The organism is Streptomyces sp. NPDC001714 (assembly GCF_042892755.1).
In the GTDB taxonomy this organism is placed as follows: Bacteria; Actinomycetota; Actinomycetes; order Streptomycetales; family Streptomycetaceae; genus Streptomyces.
In genome coordinates this window covers 156808-177263 of record NZ_JBIAUL010000001.1, presented here as the reverse complement: position 1 = coordinate 177263, position 20456 = coordinate 156808, and the positions used below count along the sequence as shown (strand labels likewise).

Annotated in this window: 19 protein-coding genes; 2 read left to right on the top strand and 17 right to left on the bottom strand. The window is 71.7% G+C overall.

Annotated elements, in window-relative coordinates:
* Positions 1 to 4 precede the first annotated feature (4 nt).
* From ACFY0P_RS00875 to ACFY0P_RS00865, 3 genes are read right to left on the bottom strand one after another with little or no spacing between them, the layout of a single operon-like run.
* Positions 5 to 1402: an acyltransferase gene (locus ACFY0P_RS00875; RefSeq protein ID WP_388905840.1), complete on the bottom strand. Its 1398-nt coding sequence runs from the start codon at positions 1400 to 1402 to the stop codon at positions 5 to 7.
* Positions 1402 to 3846 (bottom strand): bifunctional polysaccharide deacetylase/glycosyltransferase family 2 protein, encoded by a 2445-nt coding sequence (locus tag ACFY0P_RS00870; RefSeq protein WP_388905838.1) that lies wholly within the window; start codon positions 3844 to 3846, stop codon positions 1402 to 1404. The genes ACFY0P_RS00875 and ACFY0P_RS00870 overlap by 1 nt, the downstream gene beginning before the upstream one ends.
* Positions 3847 to 3868: 22 nt before the next feature.
* The gene (locus ACFY0P_RS00865) at positions 3869 to 4234 is read right to left on the bottom strand and encodes a hypothetical protein (RefSeq protein ID WP_388905836.1); all 366 of its coding nucleotides are present in this window, start codon (positions 4232 to 4234) and stop codon (positions 3869 to 3871) included.
* A 305-nt stretch (positions 4235 to 4539) separates the two neighbouring features.
* Here ACFY0P_RS00865 and ACFY0P_RS00860 point away from each other — a divergent pair, with 305 nt between their 5' ends.
* Positions 4540 to 5607 (top strand): chitinase, encoded by a 1068-nt coding sequence (locus ACFY0P_RS00860; protein WP_388905834.1) that lies wholly within the window; start codon positions 4540 to 4542, stop codon positions 5605 to 5607.
* 108 nt (positions 5608 to 5715) lie between these two features.
* On the opposite strand, the gene ACFY0P_RS00855 is transcribed toward ACFY0P_RS00860, so the two are convergent.
* The 5 genes from ACFY0P_RS00855 to ACFY0P_RS00835 form a co-directional block, all read right to left on the bottom strand.
* Positions 5716 to 6165: a hypothetical protein gene (locus tag ACFY0P_RS00855; protein WP_388905832.1), complete on the bottom strand. Its 450-nt coding sequence runs from the start codon at positions 6163 to 6165 to the stop codon at positions 5716 to 5718.
* A gap of 7 nt (positions 6166 to 6172) precedes the next feature.
* Positions 6173 to 7372: a cyclic dehypoxanthinyl futalosine synthase gene (mqnC, locus tag ACFY0P_RS00850; RefSeq protein WP_388905830.1), complete on the bottom strand. Its 1200-nt coding sequence runs from the start codon at positions 7370 to 7372 to the stop codon at positions 6173 to 6175.
* Between the two features lie 84 nt (positions 7373 to 7456).
* On the bottom strand, positions 7457 to 8500 hold the full coding sequence (locus ACFY0P_RS00845) for a prepilin peptidase (protein WP_388905829.1): 1044 nt from the start codon (positions 8498 to 8500) through the stop codon (positions 7457 to 7459).
* Entirely contained in the window at positions 8497 to 11460 is a 2964-nt protein-coding gene (locus ACFY0P_RS00840) for a BTAD domain-containing putative transcriptional regulator (RefSeq protein ID WP_388905827.1), read from the bottom strand. The genes ACFY0P_RS00845 and ACFY0P_RS00840 overlap by 4 nt, the downstream gene beginning before the upstream one ends.
* Positions 11461 to 11678: 218 nt before the next feature.
* Complete coding sequence (locus ACFY0P_RS00835) at positions 11679 to 12029, bottom strand: SsgA family sporulation/cell division regulator (protein ID WP_388905825.1); 351 nt, start codon at positions 12027 to 12029, stop codon at positions 11679 to 11681.
* A 196-nt stretch (positions 12030 to 12225) separates the two neighbouring features.
* Between ACFY0P_RS00835 and ACFY0P_RS00830 the strand changes: the two genes are divergently transcribed.
* Complete coding sequence (locus ACFY0P_RS00830) at positions 12226 to 13788, top strand: sigma-70 family RNA polymerase sigma factor (RefSeq protein WP_388905823.1); 1563 nt, start codon at positions 12226 to 12228, stop codon at positions 13786 to 13788.
* Positions 13789 to 13804: 16 nt separating this feature from the next.
* Here ACFY0P_RS00830 and ACFY0P_RS00825 read toward each other — a convergent pair whose 3' ends face one another.
* The 9 genes from ACFY0P_RS00825 to ACFY0P_RS00785 all read right to left on the bottom strand — a co-directional run bounded on the left by ACFY0P_RS00825 (position 13805) and on the right by ACFY0P_RS00785 (position 20337).
* On the bottom strand, positions 13805 to 14266 hold the full coding sequence (locus ACFY0P_RS00825; RefSeq protein ID WP_388905820.1) for a TadE/TadG family type IV pilus assembly protein: 462 nt from the start codon (positions 14264 to 14266) through the stop codon (positions 13805 to 13807).
* Positions 14263 to 14682: a TadE/TadG family type IV pilus assembly protein gene (locus ACFY0P_RS00820; protein WP_388905818.1), complete on the bottom strand. Its 420-nt coding sequence runs from the start codon at positions 14680 to 14682 to the stop codon at positions 14263 to 14265. The genes ACFY0P_RS00825 and ACFY0P_RS00820 overlap by 4 nt, the downstream gene beginning before the upstream one ends.
* Positions 14683 to 15135, bottom strand: a complete 453-nt coding sequence (locus ACFY0P_RS00815; protein WP_388905816.1) for a TadE family protein — start codon at positions 15133 to 15135, stop codon at positions 14683 to 14685. It abuts the gene before it with no gap.
* Positions 15136 to 15186: 51 nt separating this feature from the next.
* Positions 15187 to 15438: a hypothetical protein gene (locus ACFY0P_RS00810; protein WP_189266468.1), complete on the bottom strand. Its 252-nt coding sequence runs from the start codon at positions 15436 to 15438 to the stop codon at positions 15187 to 15189.
* Positions 15439 to 15507: 69 nt separating this feature from the next.
* Entirely contained in the window at positions 15508 to 16428 is a 921-nt protein-coding gene (locus ACFY0P_RS00805; RefSeq protein WP_388905814.1) for a type II secretion system F family protein, read from the bottom strand.
* Positions 16425 to 17399 carry a type II secretion system F family protein gene (locus tag ACFY0P_RS00800; protein ID WP_388907251.1) on the bottom strand — a complete coding sequence of 325 codons (975 nt, stop codon included), beginning with the start codon at positions 17397 to 17399 and terminating at the stop codon, positions 16425 to 16427. The genes ACFY0P_RS00805 and ACFY0P_RS00800 overlap by 4 nt, the downstream gene beginning before the upstream one ends.
* 39 nt (positions 17400 to 17438) lie before the next feature.
* Positions 17439 to 18746 carry a CpaF family protein gene (locus tag ACFY0P_RS00795; RefSeq protein ID WP_388905811.1) on the bottom strand — a complete coding sequence of 436 codons (1308 nt, stop codon included), beginning with the start codon at positions 18744 to 18746 and terminating at the stop codon, positions 17439 to 17441.
* Positions 18743 to 19582 (bottom strand): hypothetical protein, encoded by an 840-nt coding sequence (locus ACFY0P_RS00790; RefSeq protein WP_388905809.1) that lies wholly within the window; start codon positions 19580 to 19582, stop codon positions 18743 to 18745. The genes ACFY0P_RS00795 and ACFY0P_RS00790 overlap by 4 nt, the downstream gene beginning before the upstream one ends.
* A 17-nt stretch (positions 19583 to 19599) precedes the next feature.
* Positions 19600 to 20337, bottom strand: a complete 738-nt coding sequence (locus ACFY0P_RS00785) for a hypothetical protein (RefSeq protein WP_388905807.1) — start codon at positions 20335 to 20337, stop codon at positions 19600 to 19602.
* Positions 20338 to 20456 lie beyond the last annotated feature (119 nt).

Genomic DNA, 20456 nt, shown 5'->3' with positions numbered 1-20456 from the left:
GCCCTCAGGGGAGAAGCTTCGGCTTCTTCTTCGCGGCGACGTCCTCCACCCAGCCGCACGCCACGACGAACACCGCGATCAGGATCCAGCCGACGCCGAACATGAACCACTGGCTGTCCAGCGGGAGCCACTTCTCGAACGCGGGTACGTTCCACATCTGGTCGATCAGCGGGACCGCGAGGACCAGGGCGATCTCGTGCCAGAGGTAGATCGTCACCGCGCGGGCGTTGAAGATCGTGACCGTCCGGTCGAGCTTCCCGTAGCGGGTCAGCCAGGCGAAGTCGATCTTGAAGTACGCCTTCGCCCACATCAGCAGCATCACGAACCCGGCCGACCAGAAGGCCTGCGCGAGGGGGTTCTCGTCCAGGTCGTAGGTGCCGAAGTCGGCCTGGTGCGAGAAGGCGTACCAGCCGCCGTAGCCGACGGCGGCGAGCGAGCCGACGACGACCAGGGCCGGCTTCATCCGCTGGAGCACGCCGTCGCGGTGGGCGAAGCCGAGGATCCAGCAGAAGAGGTACGTCGACAGGTCCCACAGGGCGCTGCCGAACCGGTTGTCCGGGCCCGACCAGACGAAGTTCAGGACCAGGATCGGGGCGAGGGACAGGAGGAGGACCGGGATCGGGGCCTTGCGGAAGATCCACAGCAGGGCCGGGGAGAGGAGGACGAACCAGAGGTAGGTGCGCAGGTACCAGAGGATCTCCCAGGCCTGCTCGCCCCACGCGTTGCCCGGCGGGTCGCCGAGCGGCACGATCCAGTAGACGATCTGCCGGCCCGGCATCCAGTCGTGGATCAGCATCGCCAGGACGACGAAGAAGCCCCAGAACCAGAAGGGCGGGAGGAGGCGGCGGAGGCGGCTCTTGACGACCTTGAACGCCGGGCGCTCCAGGGACTTCGCCATGAGGGTGCCGGCGAGGCCGAACATGATGCCCATGGAGGGGAACACCATGCCGCACCAGGCCCAGCCGAAGGTGTGGTAGGTGACGACGCGGATGAGGGCGACGGCCCTGAGGGTGTCGAAGTACCGGTCCCTTGAGGGCTTGGGGGCGGACTCCTTGGCGTCTGTTGCCTCGGTGCCCGGCGCTGTCGGCCGTGCCCACCCTCCCCCACTCTCGGCTTCGCTCGAGCGGGGGGACCGCCCTCGCCCTGCGGAACGACTGCCCACAGCGGTGGCGGCGGTCGCCTGCGGCTGCGGCTCCGGTTCGAGTACCGGTTCCAGTTCCGGTTCCGGTTCCGGTTCCACCAGGGGTAGTGGGGCCGTCTGGTCCGGCGCCGGGGTGTAGGTGTAGTCGGGGTACGGCTGCTGGGCGTACTGCTGCCGGCCGCCGTAGGGGCCGTAGTCGTAGCCGTTGTAGCCCTGCTGGTAAGGGTTCTGCTGGTACGGGTTCTGCTGGTCCCAGGTCATCAGCCGCTCACTCCCGCCGGGGTGCCGACCTCGCCCGTGCGCTTGAGTTTCTGCCAGCGCAGGCGGCCGCCGGTGAGGGCGGTGATGCAGGAGTGGATGAGCACGAGGTACATCATCTGGCGGTAGGCCAGCTGCTGCAGCGGCATCATCGCGAGGTAGCGGTACTTCTCCTTGTCCAGGCGGAACGCGTAGGCGGCGCAGGCCAGCTGGATGCCGAGGACGGCGAGCCAGGCCAGCAGGGCCGCCTCGAAGTCGACGAAGATCATGGAGTAGACCGTGAAGACGTCGATGAGCGGGGCGAAGACCGGCGTGACGATCTGGAAGAGGACGACCAGGGGCATGCCGACGCGGCCGAAGCGGCCCGACGGGCCCTTGTCCGTGAGGGACTTGCGGTGCTTCCAGAGGGCCTGCATGGTGCCGTAGGACCAGCGGTAGCGCTGCGACCACAGCTGCTTCAGCGAACCGGGCGCCTCCGTCCAGGCCTTGGCGTGCTCCTGGTAGACGACCCGCCAGCCGGCGCGGTGCATGGCGATGGTGATGTCGGTGTCCTCGGCGAGGGTGTCCTCGCTCATGCCGCCGACCCCCAGGACCGCCTCGCGGCGGAAGGCGCCGATCGCGCCGGGGATCGTCGGCATGCAGCGCAGCAGGTCGTACATGCGCCGGTCGAGGTTGAAGCCCATCACGTACTCGATGTGCTGCCAGGCGCCGATGATCGTGTCGCGGTTGCCGACCTTGGCGTTGCCTGCGACCGCGCCGACCTCGGGGTCGGCGAACGGCTGCACGAGGTGCCGTACCGTCTCCGGCTCGAAGACCGTGTCGCCGTCCATCATCACGACGATGTCGTAACTGGCGTTGCGCACGCCGTTGTTGAGGGCGGCGGGTTTGCCCGCGTTCTCCTGGCGGATGACCCGGACGTTGGGCATGCCGAGCTTGTCGGCGGCGGCGCGGGCGATCTCCGAGGTGCCGTCCGTGGAGCCGTCGTCGACGACGATGACCTCGATCGGGTGGGTGCTCCGCGCCAGCGACTCCAGGGTGTTGGCGATGCACTCCTTCTCGTTGTACGCCGGGACGATCACGCTCACCGGCCGGGTGACCGTCACCCCCCAGCTGAACCGGCGTTTGTTGCGCTGTCTGTAGTGGCGGCGGGCGATGAGCAGCATCATCCCGAAGCGGCCCATCACCGCGATGCCGACGACGAACAGGAGACCGGACAGGACGGGGAGGGCCCACTCGGCGATCGCGACCGCCACGATGAGGGCCTTGCCCTCGTAGAGGGTCATGCCGGTGGCCGTGCGGTGGGCGGCCTGGAGACGGGAGACGGTGGTGGCGCTGGTGCCGGTCCCGCTGTTGGGGGCGGTGCCGCCCTCGCCGCTCGGGCCGTTGCCGGTGCCGGTGCCGTTGCCGTTGCCGTTCGGAGCGGTGCCGCCACCGGGCTGGGAGCCGGTGCCCGTACCGGAACCGGTCCCGGTCCCGGTGCCGGTCACGCCGGCCTCGGTGACCCCGGTGGTGGTGGTCTGGCCGTTCGAACCGCTGCTCGCGGACGCGGCCTGCTGGTTGGCGGTGTTCCGTTTCTGGATGACACCGCTGACGGTGGTGAAGGTGTAGCCCTTCGCCTTCATCTTCTTGATGTACTGCGGCAGCGCCTTGATCGTCTGCGAGCGCTCACCGCCGGCGTCGTGGAAGAGGACCGCCGCGCCCTTGGTGCCGCTCGGCGTGGCCCACTTGACGATCTTCGAGACGCCCGGCTTCTTCCAGTCGTCGCTGTCGGTGTCGACGAAGACGCTGGTGTAGCCCTCGTTGCCGAGCTTCTTGTAGACCGGCCAGCTGTAGTTGTCGATGGCGTCCGTCTCGGAGGAGTACGGCGCGCGGAAGAGGGTCGTGGTGATGCCGGCCGCGCCCGCCAGCGCGAGCTGCGTCTGCTGCATCTCGCGGTTGATCCGGGCGTCGCTCTGGTACGACAGGTCGACGTGCGTGAACGTGTGGATGCCGACCTCGTTGCCCTGCTGGACCATCGTCTTCACGATGCTCGGGTAGCGCGACACCATCGAGCCGACCAGGAAGAACGTGGCGGGCACGTCGTACTGCTTCAGGATCTTGAGGACCTGCGGGGTGTACGTCGGGTTCGGGCCGTCGTCGAAGGTCAGGGCGATGGTCCTGGAGGGGACCGAGACGGTGGTCGCCCGGCCACCCCGGAAGGTGAGGATCGGGCCGCCGTCGAGGATCTTGTCCGGCACCTTGCCGGAGCTGGCGCCGGTGCGCACCCGCTGGTCGCCGCCGACCTCTGCGCGCAGATAGCCGTCGAGCAGCATCACGCAGGTCAGCGCCAGCAGGAGCAGCAGGGCGAGGATGACACGTGGTTTCTGCAGCGCCGCGGCCCTGCCCGCCGCCCGCTCGATGCGGGTGGGGGCGCGCCTGCGGCCGCGTGCGGAGGTCGGAGTAGTCATGGGGAGAGGCCTGCGTTCCCGGTCAGTCGGCGGTGGCGGACGGGGTGGTGGTGGCCGAGGGCGGCGACGACGGACGGTCGCTGGGCACGCCGGCCTGACGGCCGATGCCGCCCTGCGGGCGCTCGCCGCCCGGGGCGTTGCCGGCACGTGCGAAGTCGGGGATCAGCGAGTCCGGGGTGAGCGAGGTTCCCCAGCCCATGAAGGCGGCGCCGAGCACTCCCGTGTAGGCGAGGCAGACGACGCCGAGGAGGAGGCCGACGCGCCGCAGCACCTTGGACCGGCGTCCGGAGGAGTCGACGAAAACGGGCCCCTCGGCAGACCCGTTGCCTCGTTTGCGGCGGCGACCGCGCCCGGCGGCGCGGCTTTCGATGGCAGGCTCGGATTGCATTCCCAAGATATTAGGGAGGCTTTATGTGACCGTCTTCGGAGTTCTTGTGAGGCGCCCATGAGAAACGTCTTTTCCTGTCTTTTCGCTGAGAGATTCTGTGAACACCTGCGGTAGGCGCCGTGGAGGGGAAACAGCATGAACACCCCTTTTGCGGCGCCCCTTTCGCTCCCTTCACGCCCTTCATTCCATGAGGTTTCTATGCATCGGCCGAACCGTTGAACACCATGACCGTGTGAGACGTTTTCCTTTGGAATCAGGCTTTGTTTCGAGCCTGAGACACAAATCACGAGAGCGGGTGCATCTTAATGCGGAGTTTCCTCAGGCCGGCTGCTGGGCTTGCCTGCCTGTTTGCCATGGCAGTCACGGGGTGCTCCTCGGGCTCCGACGGCACGTCGGACGCGGCGCCCGCACCGTCGAAGAAGGCGTCGGCGTCCGCGTCGGCATCCGCGAGCGGGGCCGACGGGTCGGACGGGTCGGACGGATCGGACGGATCGAGTACGGCGTACGCGCCCTACGTCAGCGCGACGGAGGCCGCCGACACGGACGACGCGGGGTCGCCCTCGACGTACAACCTGGCCTTCGTGATCGCCGACGGCAGCAGCTGCACGCCGGCGTGGAACGGGACGGACGCCGTCGGCAGTTCGACCGTGAAGTCGCGGATCTCCAAGCTGAAGGAGGACGGTGCGACGGTCCGGGTGTCCTTCGGCGGAGCCTCCGGGAAGGAGCTGGCGACGACGTGCTCCGGTGCGTCGAAACTCGCCGCCGCGTACGGCGCCGCGCTGGACGCCGCGGGTTCCACGCAGGCCGACTTCGACATCGAGGGCGACACGCTGACCGACTCCGACTCGGTCGCCCTCCGGTCGGAGGCGATCGCGCTGCTCCAGAAGGAACGGCCGGACCTGGAGGTCTCCTTCACGCTGCCCGTGATGCCGTCGGGGCTCGACTCCGGCAGCCTCGCGCTGCTGGAGTCCGCGAACAGGTACGACGTGCAGGTCTCGACGGTCAACATCATGACCATGAACTACGGCGAGTCGTACGACGGGGACATGGGCGACTACGCGCTCACCTCGGCGAAGGCCGCGCACACGCAGCTGAAGAAGGTGTTCGGGCTGTCGGACGCGGGGGCGTGGGGCGGGATGGCGCTGACGTCGATGATCGGGGTCAACGACGTGGACGGGGAGACGTTCTCGCTGTCCGACGCGAAGGATGTGCGGGCGTTCGCGGAGGAGGAGGGGATCGCGTGGGTGTCGATGTGGTCGACGTTCCGGGATGTGCAGTGTGAGAGCGGGACTGCGTCGCAGAACGACGCGGCGACCGACTGCAGTGGGGTGACTCAGAGTTCGGGGGCGTTCGGAGAAGCGTTTGCGGGTTGAGTGTCGTCTGCGGGTCGGTGGGGGCTGGTCGCGCCCACGCGGCGGAGCCGCATATCGAATACAGCCCCGCGCCCCTGACGGGGCGCTGTCCTGAGGGGCGTTGAGAAGTCACCTTCGTCTGTGCACCAGTCGGCCCGCGCACACCGTCGCGATACACGCCCCCGCCGCGTCGAAGACCGCCAAGTCCGCCCGGCCGGTTTCGACGATCGTCGGCAGCCGCCACGGACTCGGCACGATCATGACGTCGTTGCGCTCCGCCGCCGCCCTGAGTTCGGGTGAGTCGACGTACCGGTCCAGGACCGCGGTCGCGCCCCGCTTCAGTACGGCGTGCACGCGCTCCCGTGGGCTCGGGGCGGCCGGGAGGGGCCCGTCGTGGACGCGGGCGGGGCCCAGCGCGCCCGGCCAGGTGCGGAGCCGTGCCCGCGGGAAGCGGGCGCGCAGGTCGTCGTACGCCCCGACCGCGGCGATCCGGTCGGTCACGACCACCACCGCGCCGTTCTCGACCGGCTCGGCGTCCCAGGTGACGAGGACCCGGTCCGCCGTGTGAATCGTCTCCACCCGTGCGTCAGTTGGAGGCGAGGAGCTTCAGCTCGGGGTGCGCGGTGCCGCCCTCGATCGCCGTCGAGGAGATGTGGGACATCACCCGCTCGTCGACCGGGTCGTTCGCCGGGTCGTCGTGGACGATCAGGTGCTCGTACGTCGTGGCGCGCTGCGCCGGGACGCGGCCCGCCTTGCGGATCAGGTCGATGATCTCCAGGCGGTTGGAGCGGTGCTTGGCGCCGGCGGAGGAGACGACGTTCTCCTCCAGCATGATCGAGCCGAGGTCGTCCGCGCCGTAGTGGAGCGAGAGCTGGCCGACCTCCTTGCCGGTGGTCAGCCAGGAGCCCTGGATGTGGGCGACGTTGTCCATGAAGAGGCGGGCGATGGCGATCATCCGCAGGTACTCGAAGAGCGTGGCTTGCGTGCGGCCCTTCAGGTGGTTGTTCTCGGGCTGGTAGGTGTACGGGATGAAGGCGCGGAAGCCGCCCGTGCGGTCCTGGACGTCCCGGATCATGCGCAGGTGCTCGATGCGCTCCGCGTTGGTCTCGCCGGTGCCCATGAGCATGGTCGAGGTGGACTCGACGCCCAGCTTGTGGGCCGTCTCCATGATCTCCAGCCAGCGCTCGCCGCTCTCCTTGAGGGGCGCGATGGCCTTGCGGGGGCGCGCGGGCAGGAGCTCCGCGCCGGCGCCCGCGAAGGAGTCCAGGCCGGCCTCGTGGATGCGGGTGATGGCCTCCTCGACGGAGACACCCGAGATCCGGGCCATGTGCTCGACCTCGGAGGCGCCCAGGGAGTGGATCACCAGCTGCGGGAACGCGTCCTTGATCGCCTTGAAGTGCTTCTCGTAGTACTCGACGCCGTAGTCCGGGTGGTGGCCGCCCTGGAACATGATCTGGGTGCCGCCGAGTTCGACCGTCTCCGCGCAGCGGCGCAGGATGTCGTCGAGGTCGCGGGTCCAGCCCTTGGCGGTGTCCTTGGGGGCCGCGTAGAAGGCGCAGAACTTGCACGCCGTGACGCACACGTTCGTGTAGTTGATGTTCCGCTCGATGATGTACGTCGCGATGTGCTCGGTGCCGGCGTACCGGCGGCGGCGCACGGCGTCGGCGGCGGCGCCCAGCGCGTGCAGCGGGGCGTCGCGGTACAGGTCGAGCGCCTCTTCCGGGGTGATCCGCCCACCGGCAGCGGCACGGTCGAGGACGGACTGAAGGTCGGCCTTCTCGGTCACCGGGCGCGTCCCTTTCGTAAAGGCTTGTGGACGGACCGAACCAGCCTACGCCAGCCCCGCGGCCGCCCTTCGAACGGCCCGGCCTCAGGCCGTGTACGCCCCCACCAGCAGTCCCGCGAAGGCCCCCGCGATCAGGAACGGCCCGAACGCGATCGCCGTCTTGCGCCCGGCGCGCCGTACGACGACGAGAGCGCCGCCGTACAGGGCGCCGAACAGGAACCCGGCGAAGGTGCCGAGCAGCACGGTCGGCCAGCCGTACCAGCCGAGGACGGCGCCCGTGCCGAGGGCCAGCTTCACGTCGCCGAAGCCCATGCCGCCCGGGTTGACGAGGAAGAGGACGAAGTAGGCGGTGCCGAGGGCGAGGGCCGCGTAGAGGGAGGTGAGCCAGTCGCCGGCGTGCTCGGGGAGCAGCGCGGCCACCCCGAGGAGGGCGAGGGCGGCGGCCGCGAAGGGGAGCGTGAGGGGGTCGGGGAGCCGCTGCACCCGGAAGTCGACGGCCGCGAGCAGTACGCCGACGGGGGCCAGGAGCAGCCAGACGGCGAGTTCGGGGCGGGTGCCGGTGGCGAGGGCGAGGGCTGTGCAGACGAGGGCGGTGGCGAGGGCGAGGGGGGTGGTGCGGAGGGTGCGGGGGGTGCGGGGGGCGGGTGCGGGTCCGTGGGTGGTTGCGGTTTTGGTGTTCCCACCCGCACCACCCGTGCGACTTTCGTCGTCGAGTGCGGGTGGCCCCGGCGGGACGTCCTCGCCGTCGGCGGCCGCGGGTGCGTCGCCGGGGGTGGGTGCGTCGTCAGGGGTGAGGCCGTCGCCGGGGGCGGATCCGTCGTCAGGGGTGAGGCCGTCGCCGGGCGCGGGTGCGTCGTCAGGCGTGGGGCCGGCGGCGGGGGTGGGTACGGAGACCTCCGTCGGGGCGGGTACCGGAGCGGGTGCCGGGGCTGGGGAGTCGGTTGTGCAGTCGCGGCAGGGGGCGCGGCCCAGCCAGCCTCTGATGGGGTGGCCCGCAGGGCACGTCGTCCGCCACTCCTCCCCCGCCGGGGCGGAGAAGCGGTACGCGGCGCGGGGCAGCAGGGACCCGGCCGTCGCGCCCCAGAGGGCGGCGGCGGCCGGGAGGGCGAGGTCCAGGGCGGTCGTCATCCCGTCGCGGCGGCGCCGTCGCGCCAGGTCGGGAGGAGTTCGTCGAGGAGGGCCTCGGTGCGCGGGGGCAGGCCGCGCACGCCGCTGCGGGTGACCAGATCGGCGGCGAGGGCGCGCAGCCGGTCCGGGTCGCCGGTGGCGTGCGTGGCGCGCAGCAGCTCGTTCCAGAGGCGCTCGTCCGCCGGGGCGGTCCGCAGGGCCGCGCCGAGCGCCTCGATCGCCTTCTCCGCGCGGTCCTTCTCCAGGTGGAACGCGGACAGCGCGAGGCCGATGTCGGCGACGAGGAGCGGGAGCTGGGCGTCGATGATCTCGTGGGTGAGCCAGCGGTAGCGGCCCTCCGCGCGGTCGGCGAGCAGCGGGCCACGCACCAGGACGAGCGCGTCGGTGAGCAGCCGGCCGCGGACCGCGCGGCTGTCGACGCCCTTGCCCTGGGTGGCCTCGTAGTAGAGGGAGCGCAGTACGTCCAGGTCGGAGACGACCGACTTGGCGAGCGTGAGGCGGCCGGCCGAGTCGGCGCGCAGCCGGGCGCTGCCGTCGGGGTCGGTGCCGAGCCAGCCGCGCAGCCGCTCCAGGAGGGCGTCGCGGACGTCCTCCGTCACGCCCCGCGGCCACAGCGCGGACGACAGCACGCGCGGGTGCACGCCCTCGCGGTGCAGGAGGAGCAGGGCGAGGGCCTCGTGGAGGAGGGGGCTGCGCTCGCCGTCGGGGGTGTCCAGGCCGATGATCTCGTACGGCCCGACGAGGCGCGCGTACACCGCGGGGCGGCCCTGTTCGCTGATGTCGACGAGGAACGGCGGGGTGGTGGTGGGCCCGTCCGGGTCGCGCTCGGGGTCGGCCTCCACGAAGAGTTCGACGACCGCGCGCTGCTGGACGGCGGGCAGCAGCTGGGCCTGGAGTTCGAGGCCGAGCAGCGGGGCGAGGAGCCTGCCGTCCGGGGTGATCTCCATCGCCCAGGCGGCGCCCGGCAGGTCGTCGCTCTCGCTGCCGACCAGGTAGCCGATGCCGAGCCGGGCGGCGTCGGCGGCGAGTTCGGCGAGGCGCACGGCGTCCTCGGCGGACGGCTGGGTGGCCAGCAGTACGAGGTTCGGCGCCCACCGGGTGTGCTGGGCGGGCCCGGTCCGGCCGGTGAGGACCGAGTGGTGGTCGGCGGCGCCGAGCGCGCCCCGCCGCTGCCGGGTCTCCGCCTCCATCGTCTCGAACAGCGCCTCCACGTCGTCGAGATGGCGCAGCCGGTTGGGGGCGAGCGGGGTGAGGTCCGCGCCGAAGCCGACGAGGGTGATGGTCATCCGGTCCGACCAGCCGTTGGTGGCGAGTTCGGCGGCGACGGAGGCGAACACGGCGGCCCGGTCGGCCTCGCGGCCGCTCAGCGAGACGATGCCGGGCACGGCCTCCAGGTTGAGCAGCAGCCGCGAGTCGTCCATGGTGCCGAGGCTGACCAGACCGGGGTAGGGGGCCGCGGCGTCGGTGTCCTCGTAGCGCTCGGCGTCCGCGCGGGACAGCGTCCAGAACGTCTGGTCCTGGCCGAGCTGCCAGGGCGCCGGGGGTTTGCCGGCCGGCTGGGCGAGTTGCAGGTGCAGGTCGCCGTGGCTGAGCCAGGCCGCGTAGACGACGGGGAGGGAGCGGGACTCGGCGGTGAGGGCGGCGGCGAGTGCGCGGAGCGACCGGTCGAGCAGTCGTACGCCGTCCGGGTCGGCGCCGACCAGCAGCGCGTCCTGCACGTCCTGGGCGTCGCCGGTCGGGATCGGCGGCTCCATGCCGCGGCGGCCGCCGACGGCACCGAAAGCCGACTGCCACAGGGCCTGCCGGCGCCGGCGGCCGAGGGCGGCGAGCAGGCCGGCGGCGAGGAGGGGGGAGCCGAGGAGGGCTTCGGGCAGACCGAAGGAGTGGCCGGACGAGTGGCTGCCGGACTCCTGTGCGGCGGGCGTTGCGGTGTCGCCGGCCTGGCGCTGGGCGGGCACGGCGATCCGGGCGGTGGCCCCGTCCTCGCCCGCGTGCTGCCCGCCACCCTGCTCCTGGTGCTGGGCGTGGTCGCCGGTCTGCGCGTAGTCGCCGATCTGCTGCCGGACCTCCGGGGAGACGTGCGCGTCGGGGTTCGCGACCAGTTCGCCGCCGTGCGCGTCGCCGGGCATCTCCATGATCCAGCCGGGTCGGATGAGGCTGGCCTCGGAGAGCCGGGAGCCGTCGGGCTGGACGCGGTCCTTGTTGAGCTCGTAGATCTCCTTGTACCGGCGGCCGTCGCCGAGGTGGCGCTGCGCTATCTCCCACAGGGAGTCGTGGTGGCGGCCCTCGGGCGGCTGGATCCGGTAGTACTTCGTCGCCCCGTGCGTGGCGGTGGAGCCGCCCTGTTCGGCCTGGGCCGCGGCATGGCCGGCCTGCTCGGCGAGGGCGGCGGCGGTGCTCTTCGCCTGCTCCTGCTGCTGGGCGAGGATGCCCGGGGTCGCCTGGGCGGTGGCCACCGTGCCCTTCTGGTTGCCCTCCAGGCTGTGGCCCAGCTGGGAGAGGCCCGGGGTGAAGCTGGCGGCGGTGGCGCCGACCAGCAGCAGCGCGGCGACGAGTTGCCGGGCGAGCAGCTGGCTCGGGCCGGCGCCGGGGACCCGGCCGGGCAGGCCGACACCGGAGACGGCGGCCTTGACCTCGACGAGCACGCAGGCCGTGAACTGGGCCCAGGCCAGCCAGACGACGACCGTCAGCGCGTTCAGGAACGTCTGTACGTCGATCGGCTGGGACAGCCAGTCCATGCTGGGCGCGCTGCGCGGCAGCGGCCAGCCGACCTTCATGGCGAGGGCGCCGGGGATGCCGACGACGAGGACGAGCAGCACCACGAAGGCGAGGAACGCCTTGACGACGTCCCCGAACGTGCGCCGACGCAGCCTCACCGGCTGCGGGGTCCGGTTCCGCGGACCCGACGGACCGGTGCCCGTCGGCCTTCCCGTCGAGCTTGATGTGCTGCGTCGCGCCATGACGAGTGCCCCGTGGTCGTGTGGAAGGAGTGGACCGGGGGCACATCGAGCCTGCCGAGGTCCCCTTGACGATCCTATTGACTGGCACCGACAGCGTCGAAGGGGTAGAACGACCAACCACCGCCCGACTCATCCGCTTTCGGCAACCCGTTCCCCATTGGCCGGAGTTACCGCCCCCCGTCCCGCACACACCCCCTCCACACATCCCGCACAGCCCGTCAGCCGCCGACCCGCAGCGAGGACAGCAGGAAGCGGGTGAGGGCGGAGGTCGGGAAGCTGACCGCCGCCACACCCTCCTCCGCGCGGAGTTCGACGACCGTGCGGGAGTCGCCGTACGGGCGTACGTGCACGTTGCCGAGCACGGCCGGGGCCGCCAAACCCTCCTCCAGCAGGGCCCGCGCGAAGGTCCAGGTGACCTCCTCGCCGTCCAGGGAGATCCACGGCGGGAAGACGAAGTGCACGGCCTGCGGGTCGGCCGAGGTGTAGCGGAGGGTCGCGGGGACCGCCACCTCCTGCTCGTCGGCGGTGAGCAGGCGGGCGCCGGTGGGCTGCTCGAGCGTGATGGGCACGGATCGTCTCCGGGGGTTCGTGGTGGGCCGTCGTACAAGTGAGAGCGCCCGGCCCCGGGTTGATTACGCCGGAAACGCAAGGAAGTTGAGTGACATGCGTCACTTCTTGATGCGCTTGAAACTTTGCTTGAAAGTTTCGTCATCTACGCTGACAAACCTTCTCCCGCCCCTGAGCCGGCAACTGGAGCGTTCCGCCATGCACGACGGTTCCTCTGCAGTGATCAGCACCACCGCCTATGCCCGGATCTACGAGGAACAGCAGCCGCGGCTCGTCGCGTACGCCCGCTCCCTCACCCGCAACGCCTGGGTCGCCGAAGACCTGGTCGCCGAGGCGCACTTCCGGGTCTGGCGGCGGCTGGCCGAGGGGCACGAGATCGACAACGTGTCGGCGTACCTGACGACGACCGTCCGGCATCTCGCGTACGCCGCGAACGGTGCCGCGCGCGAGACGCCCCGCGACCCGCACGACGACGAGCAGGCCGAGTCCGGCCGGCACGGCGAGGACCCCGCCGAGCACGTCTCCTCGGTCGACCTGCTCGTGCGCGTCCTGGCCCAGTTGCCCGAACGCTGGGTCAAGGCCCTCTGGCTGGCCGAGGCGGAGGGCCAGCCGCTGGCGCAGATCGGGCCGCAACTGGGCACCAAGGAGGGCGCCACCGCCGTACTCCTGCACCGCGCCCGCGAGGGGATGCGGCAGGCCTTCCTGCGCACCCAGACCGGGGCCCCGGAGGACCCCGCCTGCCAGGTCCACTGGAGCCGGATGCCCGCGTACGTGCGCGGCGCCGCGACGGAACGCCAGTCCGACCGGCTGCTCGGCCACGTGGACGCCTGCGAGGACTGCCGGACCCGGCTCGCCGCCCTGATGAGCGCCAACGACCGGCTGCCCGCCCTCGTCGGCCCGGCCCTGCTGGTGTTCGCGGTGGGCGGCACGGCCGGCAAGCTCCTGCTGACCCTGACCGCCGCCGGGGCCTCGACGGGCGGCCACGCGGGCGGAGGCGGCAGCGGGCTGCTGCAGGGTGTACGGCAGGCCGCCGGCGTGGGCGGCACGAAGGCGCCGGTGATGGTCGCGGCGGGCGCGATGGCGGCCGGTGCGGCCGCCCTGGTGCTGATACTCGGCCCCGGCCAGTCCGCCTCCGTCCCCGCCCGGCGGACACCGGTCGCCGACGCACCGGTGGCACAGGTGCCGGTGGCCGAACAGCCGGCGGTTCCGACGGACGCGCCCACCGTGCGGCCGACGGTGACACCGGGTCAGGGCGATGGGGAGGCGGTGCGGCCGCAGGCCGGGGACGACGGCGGTGCGGGCGGTTCCACGGCGGCCGCGTCCTCGCCCGAGCCCGCGGCGCAGCCGCCGTCGGGCAGCAGCAGCGGCGGCGGCTCGACGGCGGATCCGGATCCCGGCGGGAGCACCCCCGGCAGCACCGGCGGCGGGGGTGACGACGGGGGCAGCACTCCGCCCGCGCCGACGCAGCCGGCCCCGCCCGGCGCGCCCACGGACCCGGCCCCCACTCCCCCGGCCGAGCCGACGCCACCGGCCGGGCCGACCGATCCCGCTCCCCCGGCGGACCCGGCTCCCGTGGAGCCCCCGCCCGTCACGGACCCCGACCCGGCCCCGGCCGACCCGGACCCGGTCAGTCCGCCCGACGACAACTGCCCGCCCCACCACGGCAACGGCAACGGCAACGGCGGCCGCCCCCACGGCGACAAGGGCGACCACGACAGCGCGGGCCGCGGCAGCCGCACCACCTCGGACCCTGAGGCCTGAGGCCTGAGGGGGCCGCCTAACCGACCTCGTTCTCGGCCGTCGCCTCGCCGTGCACCACGATCGCGCCGCCGTAGAACATGCCCGTGAAGACCGGTTCGTAGGTCAACTGGACCTCGACCTGGACCTGTTGGGCGTCGGCGGCGACGCAGTGGGTGGCCGCGACGTCGGCGGTGGACATGTCCATCTCGCGGGCGAAGGTCTTCACCCGGGCGTCGCAGTCCTGGAAGTTGATCGGCGCGTCGCCCTGGTTCTCGTACAGCTTGTCCAGGTCGATGTCCTGGGCCGCGTAACGGGCCGCCTGTTCCGCGATGTCGGCGGCCCGTTCGCGCTTGGAGATGGACAGGCCGCCGTCGATGACGAACGCGGACAGGGTGAGGAAGACCAGGGCGAAGATGATGACCGCGCCCGCGCCCGAGCCCCGGTCGTCGAGACGGAGCCGGCGGGCGGTCCACCAACTGCGCAGCACCGCAAGGCTCATGCTGCCCTCCGGAACGGGTCCAGCGGTGACGAGAAGCTCGCGGTGAGCCTCGTCGGGATGTCCAGGCCGAGCATGGCCAGGCCCCGCACCTCGCAGCTCACCTCGACCGTGAAGATGGAGTCGGGCTCGAAGCCCGCGCTGGTCTGGACGACCGAGACCGGGCCGGAGCAGACGTCCGACAGGTCGGCCTCGGCGGCCTTCTTCGCCTCCGACATGGCCGTGACGTGGTCCTTCTGGATGGACCCGGCGCGGGCCGCGTCCCGGGCCGCGCCGTCGACCGCGCCCCGCCCGTCGACGAGCTGGCCGAAGGCCACCAGGACGAGGATGAACAGGATCATGACCGGGGCGAGGATGACGACCTCGACGGTCGACAGCCCCCGGTCGCCGCCCATCGCTCTTTTCTCCACGGAGGACATCTAGTTCTTGTCCTCCACGAACCGCTCCACCGGTCCCGCGGACCGTGCGTGCACCGTCAGGTCCAGGCCCGGGAACACCGTCGGGATGCGGGCCGTGATCTCGACGCCGACCGTGGTCTGCTCCGGCTGGAGCATCTTCACATCGGGCGACAGGACCAGCTGCGGGCCGAGCTGGCGGATGTAGGAGTCGACCACGTCCTGGGCCTCGCCGCGCCAGGCGCCGGGCTCCGCGTCGGCGGTGGCGCGGGCCTTGCGGGCGCCGGCCTGGGCCGCGGCCTGGGCCACGTGGTCGGCGAAGAAGTACAGCGCGAACTGCACCGTCGCGAAGATCATGAAGAACAGGACCGGGGTGAGGAACACGAACTCGATCGCGGTCATGCCCGAGTCGCCGCGCGCGGCCGCCGCGCGGCGGCGCACCCATCCGCGCAGGCCTCTGCTCACGCCCACGGACATCCCCGTCACCCCCGTCACCCCGTCATCCCCGTCGTGGTCGCGCCCGCCCGCTCAGCAGGTTCCGCTGGCGTTGGCGCCCTTGATGCAGTCGCCGACCTTCTTGGCACCGTCGCTCAGCGCGGCGTTGATGATGGCGGCCACGACGCCGACGATCGCCACGACGACCGCCGAGATGATGACCCACTCGACGGCGGAGGCACCGCGGTCGAGTTCGCCGGAGCGGGCGCGCTGCACCCGGCCCTGGAGGAAGGTGACCAGGAAGTCCACCGCCGGGATCCCGGTGCTGAAGTTCCGTGTGTTCATCATGACTTGTCCTCTCGAAACAGCAGTTGGCGAAGGTTCTCTACGAAGCTCGGGTCAGCTCGGGTCGGCTCACACCTGGAACACCCGCATCGCCGCCGGGAAGATCAGGAAAACCAGGAAGCCGGCGCACAGCAGCAGCTGGGCGACGAGCATCGACTGGGACTTCTCGCCCGCGCTGCCCTCGATCTCGGCGAGTTCGCGGTGGCGCATGGTCTCGGCGCGGGAGGCGAGGGACTCGCGGACCTTGGCGCCGTCGTCCGCGACCAGGGCGAGGGAGGCGGAGAGGTCCTTGAGCTCCTCCACCCCGAGTTCCTCACCGAGCGCGCCGAGGGCCTGCCACTGGCTGACGCCGGTGATGCGGGCGTCGGCGAGGGCGTTGCGGATGCGCTGGTTGGCCCAGCCGTCGGAGACCTCGGCGGCCGCCATCAAGGCCTCGGGCAGGCCGCGGCCGCCGGCGAGGCTCATCGAGACCAGGTCGAGGTACGCGCCGATGACCCGCCTGAGGTCCCGGCGCTTCTCGGCCGCGTCCCGTCGTACCTCCAGGTCGGGCAGGAAGAAGAACAGGGCCGCGCAGGCCAGGGAGAGCCAGACCGGAATGACCGGGCTGTGCCCGAAGCCCATCGTGTAGACGACGGCGAACAGGAACGGGCCGAAGATCAGTCCGGCGGCGGCGAGCAGCGCCTTGGTCGCCAGGAACTTCTCCCAGCTGCGGTCGAGGACGGCGAGGTCGGCGCGGAGCGAACGCTGCTCCCAGCCCTGCTCCCGGTAGAACTCGGCGACGCGGACGCCGACTTCGGCGCGCAGGGAGCCCAACCGGCCGGCGTCCTGCGCCGGCCGCGCGGACTCGTACGCCGCGCCTCGCGCCCGCATCGCGTCGATCCGGGCGACCTGTGCGACCGCGCTGCGCTTGGACGGCATCAGGGCACGGATCAGGGCGTAGACGCCCAGTCCGAGGGTCACGCCGACGACGATCGGCATCGTGAGGTTCACCGGCGTACTCCTTCCTCGGTGGGCAGCGTCTGCTGACCGGGCTGGCCCGGGTGCCCGGTCTGGCCGGGTGCGGTGCGGGGCGGTCGTACGAACTGGACCGAGGACTGGTCGCGGACCAGGAACCGTTCCGGGGTCTCGATGGTGGAGAGCTTGCGCAGCCACCAGAAGCCGAGCGCGAACAGCCCGCAGACCAGGGCGAGGACGAGCTGGCCGACGGCGGTGCCGTACGGCGAGACGAAGTCGCGGTTGAAGACGGCGAGGCCGAGGACGAACGCGACCGACACCGCGACGACGATCTGCACCGAGCGCCGGGTCGACGCCCGCTGGGCCATCACGCGCTGGCGCATGTCGACCTCCTCGCGTGCCGACTTGGCCAGGGCGCCGAGGACTTGGCGCAGACCGGGGCCGCGGAGGCGGGCGTTGAGGATGAGCGCCGCCACGATGATGTCGGCGGAGGCGTCGTCGATCTCGTCGGCGAGGTGCTGGAGCGCGTCGGGCAGCGGGGTGCGGGCGCGCAGCCGGTCGACGAGGGCGTCGAGGTGCGGCCGCAGGATCGGTGCGGCGGCCCGGGCGGAGGCCGGGATGGCCTGCTCCAGGCCGACCGCGCCGGCGATGGTGTCGCGCAGCGACTCGGTCCAGGAGGCGAGGGCCTCCACCCGTTTCATCGCGGCGCGTTCCTCGGCGGCGCCGCCGAACAGCTTGTCCCAGAAGAAGACCAGGACGCCGGCGGCGATGCCGGCCACCGCCCAGCGGGTCATCAGCAGCACGGCGAGCCCGATGATGGCGGCCAGCGAACCGCGCTGTCCGGCGAACCGGATGAGTTCGGCGGCCCGTTCGTTCGCCTTCTGCTTCTCGTGGTGGGGCTTGGCGGGCAGCCCGCGGATCGCGAGGATCAGCAGCGCGAGCCCGCCGCCGGCGGCGACACCGCTGCCGAGGGCGTAGAGGACCGTGGTGGAGAACAGCCCGCCCATGGAGCCCAGGGAGGCGAAGGGGTTGAGGTTCATGTCACGTCACCCCCAGGCCCCGTGCGGCTGGTAGCCGTAGGCCATCAGGTCCTCCAGGCAGGCTATGGGCGCGTGCGGTACGACCCGGCCGTCGTGGGCCTCCGCGAACACCTCGCTGGACAGCACCCTGCCGTCCACGCCGTTGACCTCACGGACCGAGGTGACCATGCGCTGGAGGCGGCCGCCGGTCTGGTAGTTGTTGCGCCGCTGGATGAAGACGACGAAGTTCACCGCGCCCGCGATCAGCATCTGGCTGGCCTCGATGGGCAGCCGCTCGGCGGCCTGGAGCGCGTAGGTCGAGATGCGGTTGAAGACCTCGCTGGAGCTGTTGGCGTGGATCGTGGACAGCGACCCGTCGTTGCCCTGGGACATCGCGTTGAGCATGGTCACGATCTCGTCGCCGAGGACCTCACCGACGATCACCCGGGACGGGTTCATACGCAGCGACCGGCGGACGAGTTCGGCCATGGAAATGGCCCCCTGCCCTTCGGAGTTGGGCAGCCGCTCCTCGAACGCCACCACGTTGGGGTGCAGGTCGGGGAAGGTGTCGAGACCGAGTTCCAGCGCGCGCTCGACGGTGATCAGCCGCTCGTGCGGCGGGATCTCGTTGGCGAGGGCACGCAGCAGGGTCGTCTTCCCGGCGTTGGTCGCACCCGCGATCATGATGTTCTTGCGGGCGCGGACCGCGCAGGCCATGAAGTGCGCGACCTCGGGCGTCACGGTGCCGTTCCCGACCAGGTCGGAGATGAACACCTTGCCCATGCGGGCGCGGCGGATGGACAGCGCGGGCCGCCGGGCCACGTCCATGACGGCGGAGAGCCGGGAGCCGTCGGGCAGCCGCAGGTCGAGCTGCGGGTTGGCGGAGTCGAAGGGCCGGGACGACAGACCCGAGTAGGCACCGAGCACCTGGATCAGCTCGATGAGTTCCTCGTCCGTCTCCGCGACGGGGTCCCCGATGGCCTCCCGTCCGTCGCTGTACCCGACGAAGACCTGGTCGCACCCGTTGATGTCGATGTTCTCGACGTCCGGGTCGTCGAGCAGCGGCTGCAGCCGTCCGACGCCGAACAGCGCGGCGTGCACGGCGGCCGCGTACTGTTCCTCGGTCTCCGCGTCCAGCGGGGTGCGCCCGGCGTTGATCTCCGCGCGGGCGTACTCCTCCAGGATCTGGGCTATGACCGCGCGGGCGTACTGCCGTTCGTCCTCGGTGGACATCGGGGTGACGCCGGACGCCTGGTCCTGGCGGCGCTGCTCGGCGATCCGGTCGCCGGCGTCCTGCCGGAACCGCTTGACCAACTGGTGGTCGACAGCGGTCATCGGCCGGCCCCCGCGTGCGGCGCCTGCGTCGGTACGGACCAGGCGGCGCCGTACTGCTGGTGGAGGTCGGCGGTGACCTTGCGGGCCGAGCGGATGAGCAGGGACTTGTCGAGGCGCCCGCGCTTGCGGCCGGCCAGCTGGTCGGCGCCGGCCGGGTCGTCGGCGATGGTGCCGACCACCCGGGCGCCGGTCTGGGCGTGTACGAGCATGTCGTTGACCTGGTTGACCAGCTTGCCGGAGCTCGACGGGTCGGCGACCAGGACCACGCCGATCAGCGGGGTGGCGAGGGCCGCGGCACCGCGCGGACCGCCGTGCAGCTTCTGCGCGAGGGCGGCGGCCCGGTCCCGGACCCGGGCGAGCGCCTCCGGCTCGGTCCGCGAGACGAGGAGCACGAGCGCCGCGTGCGGGAACATCTCCACGGCCGGGGTGTCGCCGCTGATCCGTCCGCAGTCGGCGATGACGTCGGCCGGGGCGTTCGGGGAGTCGGCGAGGGAGGCGAAGGCGTGCCCGAGGGTGGGCCACAGCCCGGCGAGCCCGGCCGCCTGCTCGGCGATGCCCAGCCCGACCAGCACCTCCAGCCCTCCGCTCAACGGCTGTACGTGATCCCAGAGTTGGTCGGGAACGAGCCCGCGCCGGGCGGTGGCGGCGATGGACAGCATGCCGGTGTTGGGGTTGAGCGGTCCGCCGTGCGCGGCGGCACTGCGGTAGACGAGGTCGCCGCCGGCCGGGTCGGCCTCGGCGAGCAGGACCCGGCGCGGCCAGACCGCGGCCAGCGCGACGGCCGCGGTGGTGACGCCGGGGGAACCCTTGTCGGCGGCGATTGCGATGAGCGCCATGGGGTGGGAGCCGCCTTCTAGTTGCCGGTGCCGGACACGCCGGGGACAAGGACGAGGGCGACCTCGCCGTTGGACGCGGCGTCGGCCAGTTCGGCGGCCTTGGCGCTGTCGACGGTGAGCGTGATGGCGTAGCTGGTGCTGCTGACGAGTTCGCTGCTGCTCTTGTCGTCCGGTACGGCACTGACCCTGGCGTCACCCGTGATCAGCGAGTCGCTGCCGGAGGAGGAGGACGAACCACCGGAGGAGGAACCGCCGGTGGAGGAACCGCTGACGCGGTAGGCGGCGACGGTGTCGCCCACCTCGATACCGCTCGGGTACTGACCCTCCTTCAGAGCCAGGCCGACGGTGGACTTGCCGGCCGGAAGCTTGCTGCCGCTGCCGAACATCTCGCCGACGGCGACGGCACCGGCCGGGATGGTGCTCATGGCCTTCAGCTTCTTCAGGCTCTCCAGCTGGGACCACCTGACGTAGTGGATGCTGGAGTCGTCGGCGACCATGACGGAGGTCACGTTGCTCCCGGTCACGGACGAGCCGGCCGGAATCTCCTGCGTGATCTTGATGACCTCGATGCGCTTGCCGGCCTGCAGGACCAGCGTCGTCGCGCCCAGCGCGCCCAGCAGGATCAGCAGCACCGCGAGCGCGGCCAGCGCGGGCTTGCGCTCGCGCGGCGCGGTGGGAAGCCGGTCACCGGCCGAAGGCTGAGCCGGACCGGCCGAACGACCGGCACCCGCCCCCGTACGCTCTTGGATCTTCACGCAACCGCTCCCCGTTACAGCCAAGAAAAACTGTCCGCCGAACACTCCGTCAACGCCATAAAAGCGGACACTCGACACCAAGTGCCCGATCCGGGCGAATACTCGGCGTCGCGACGAGT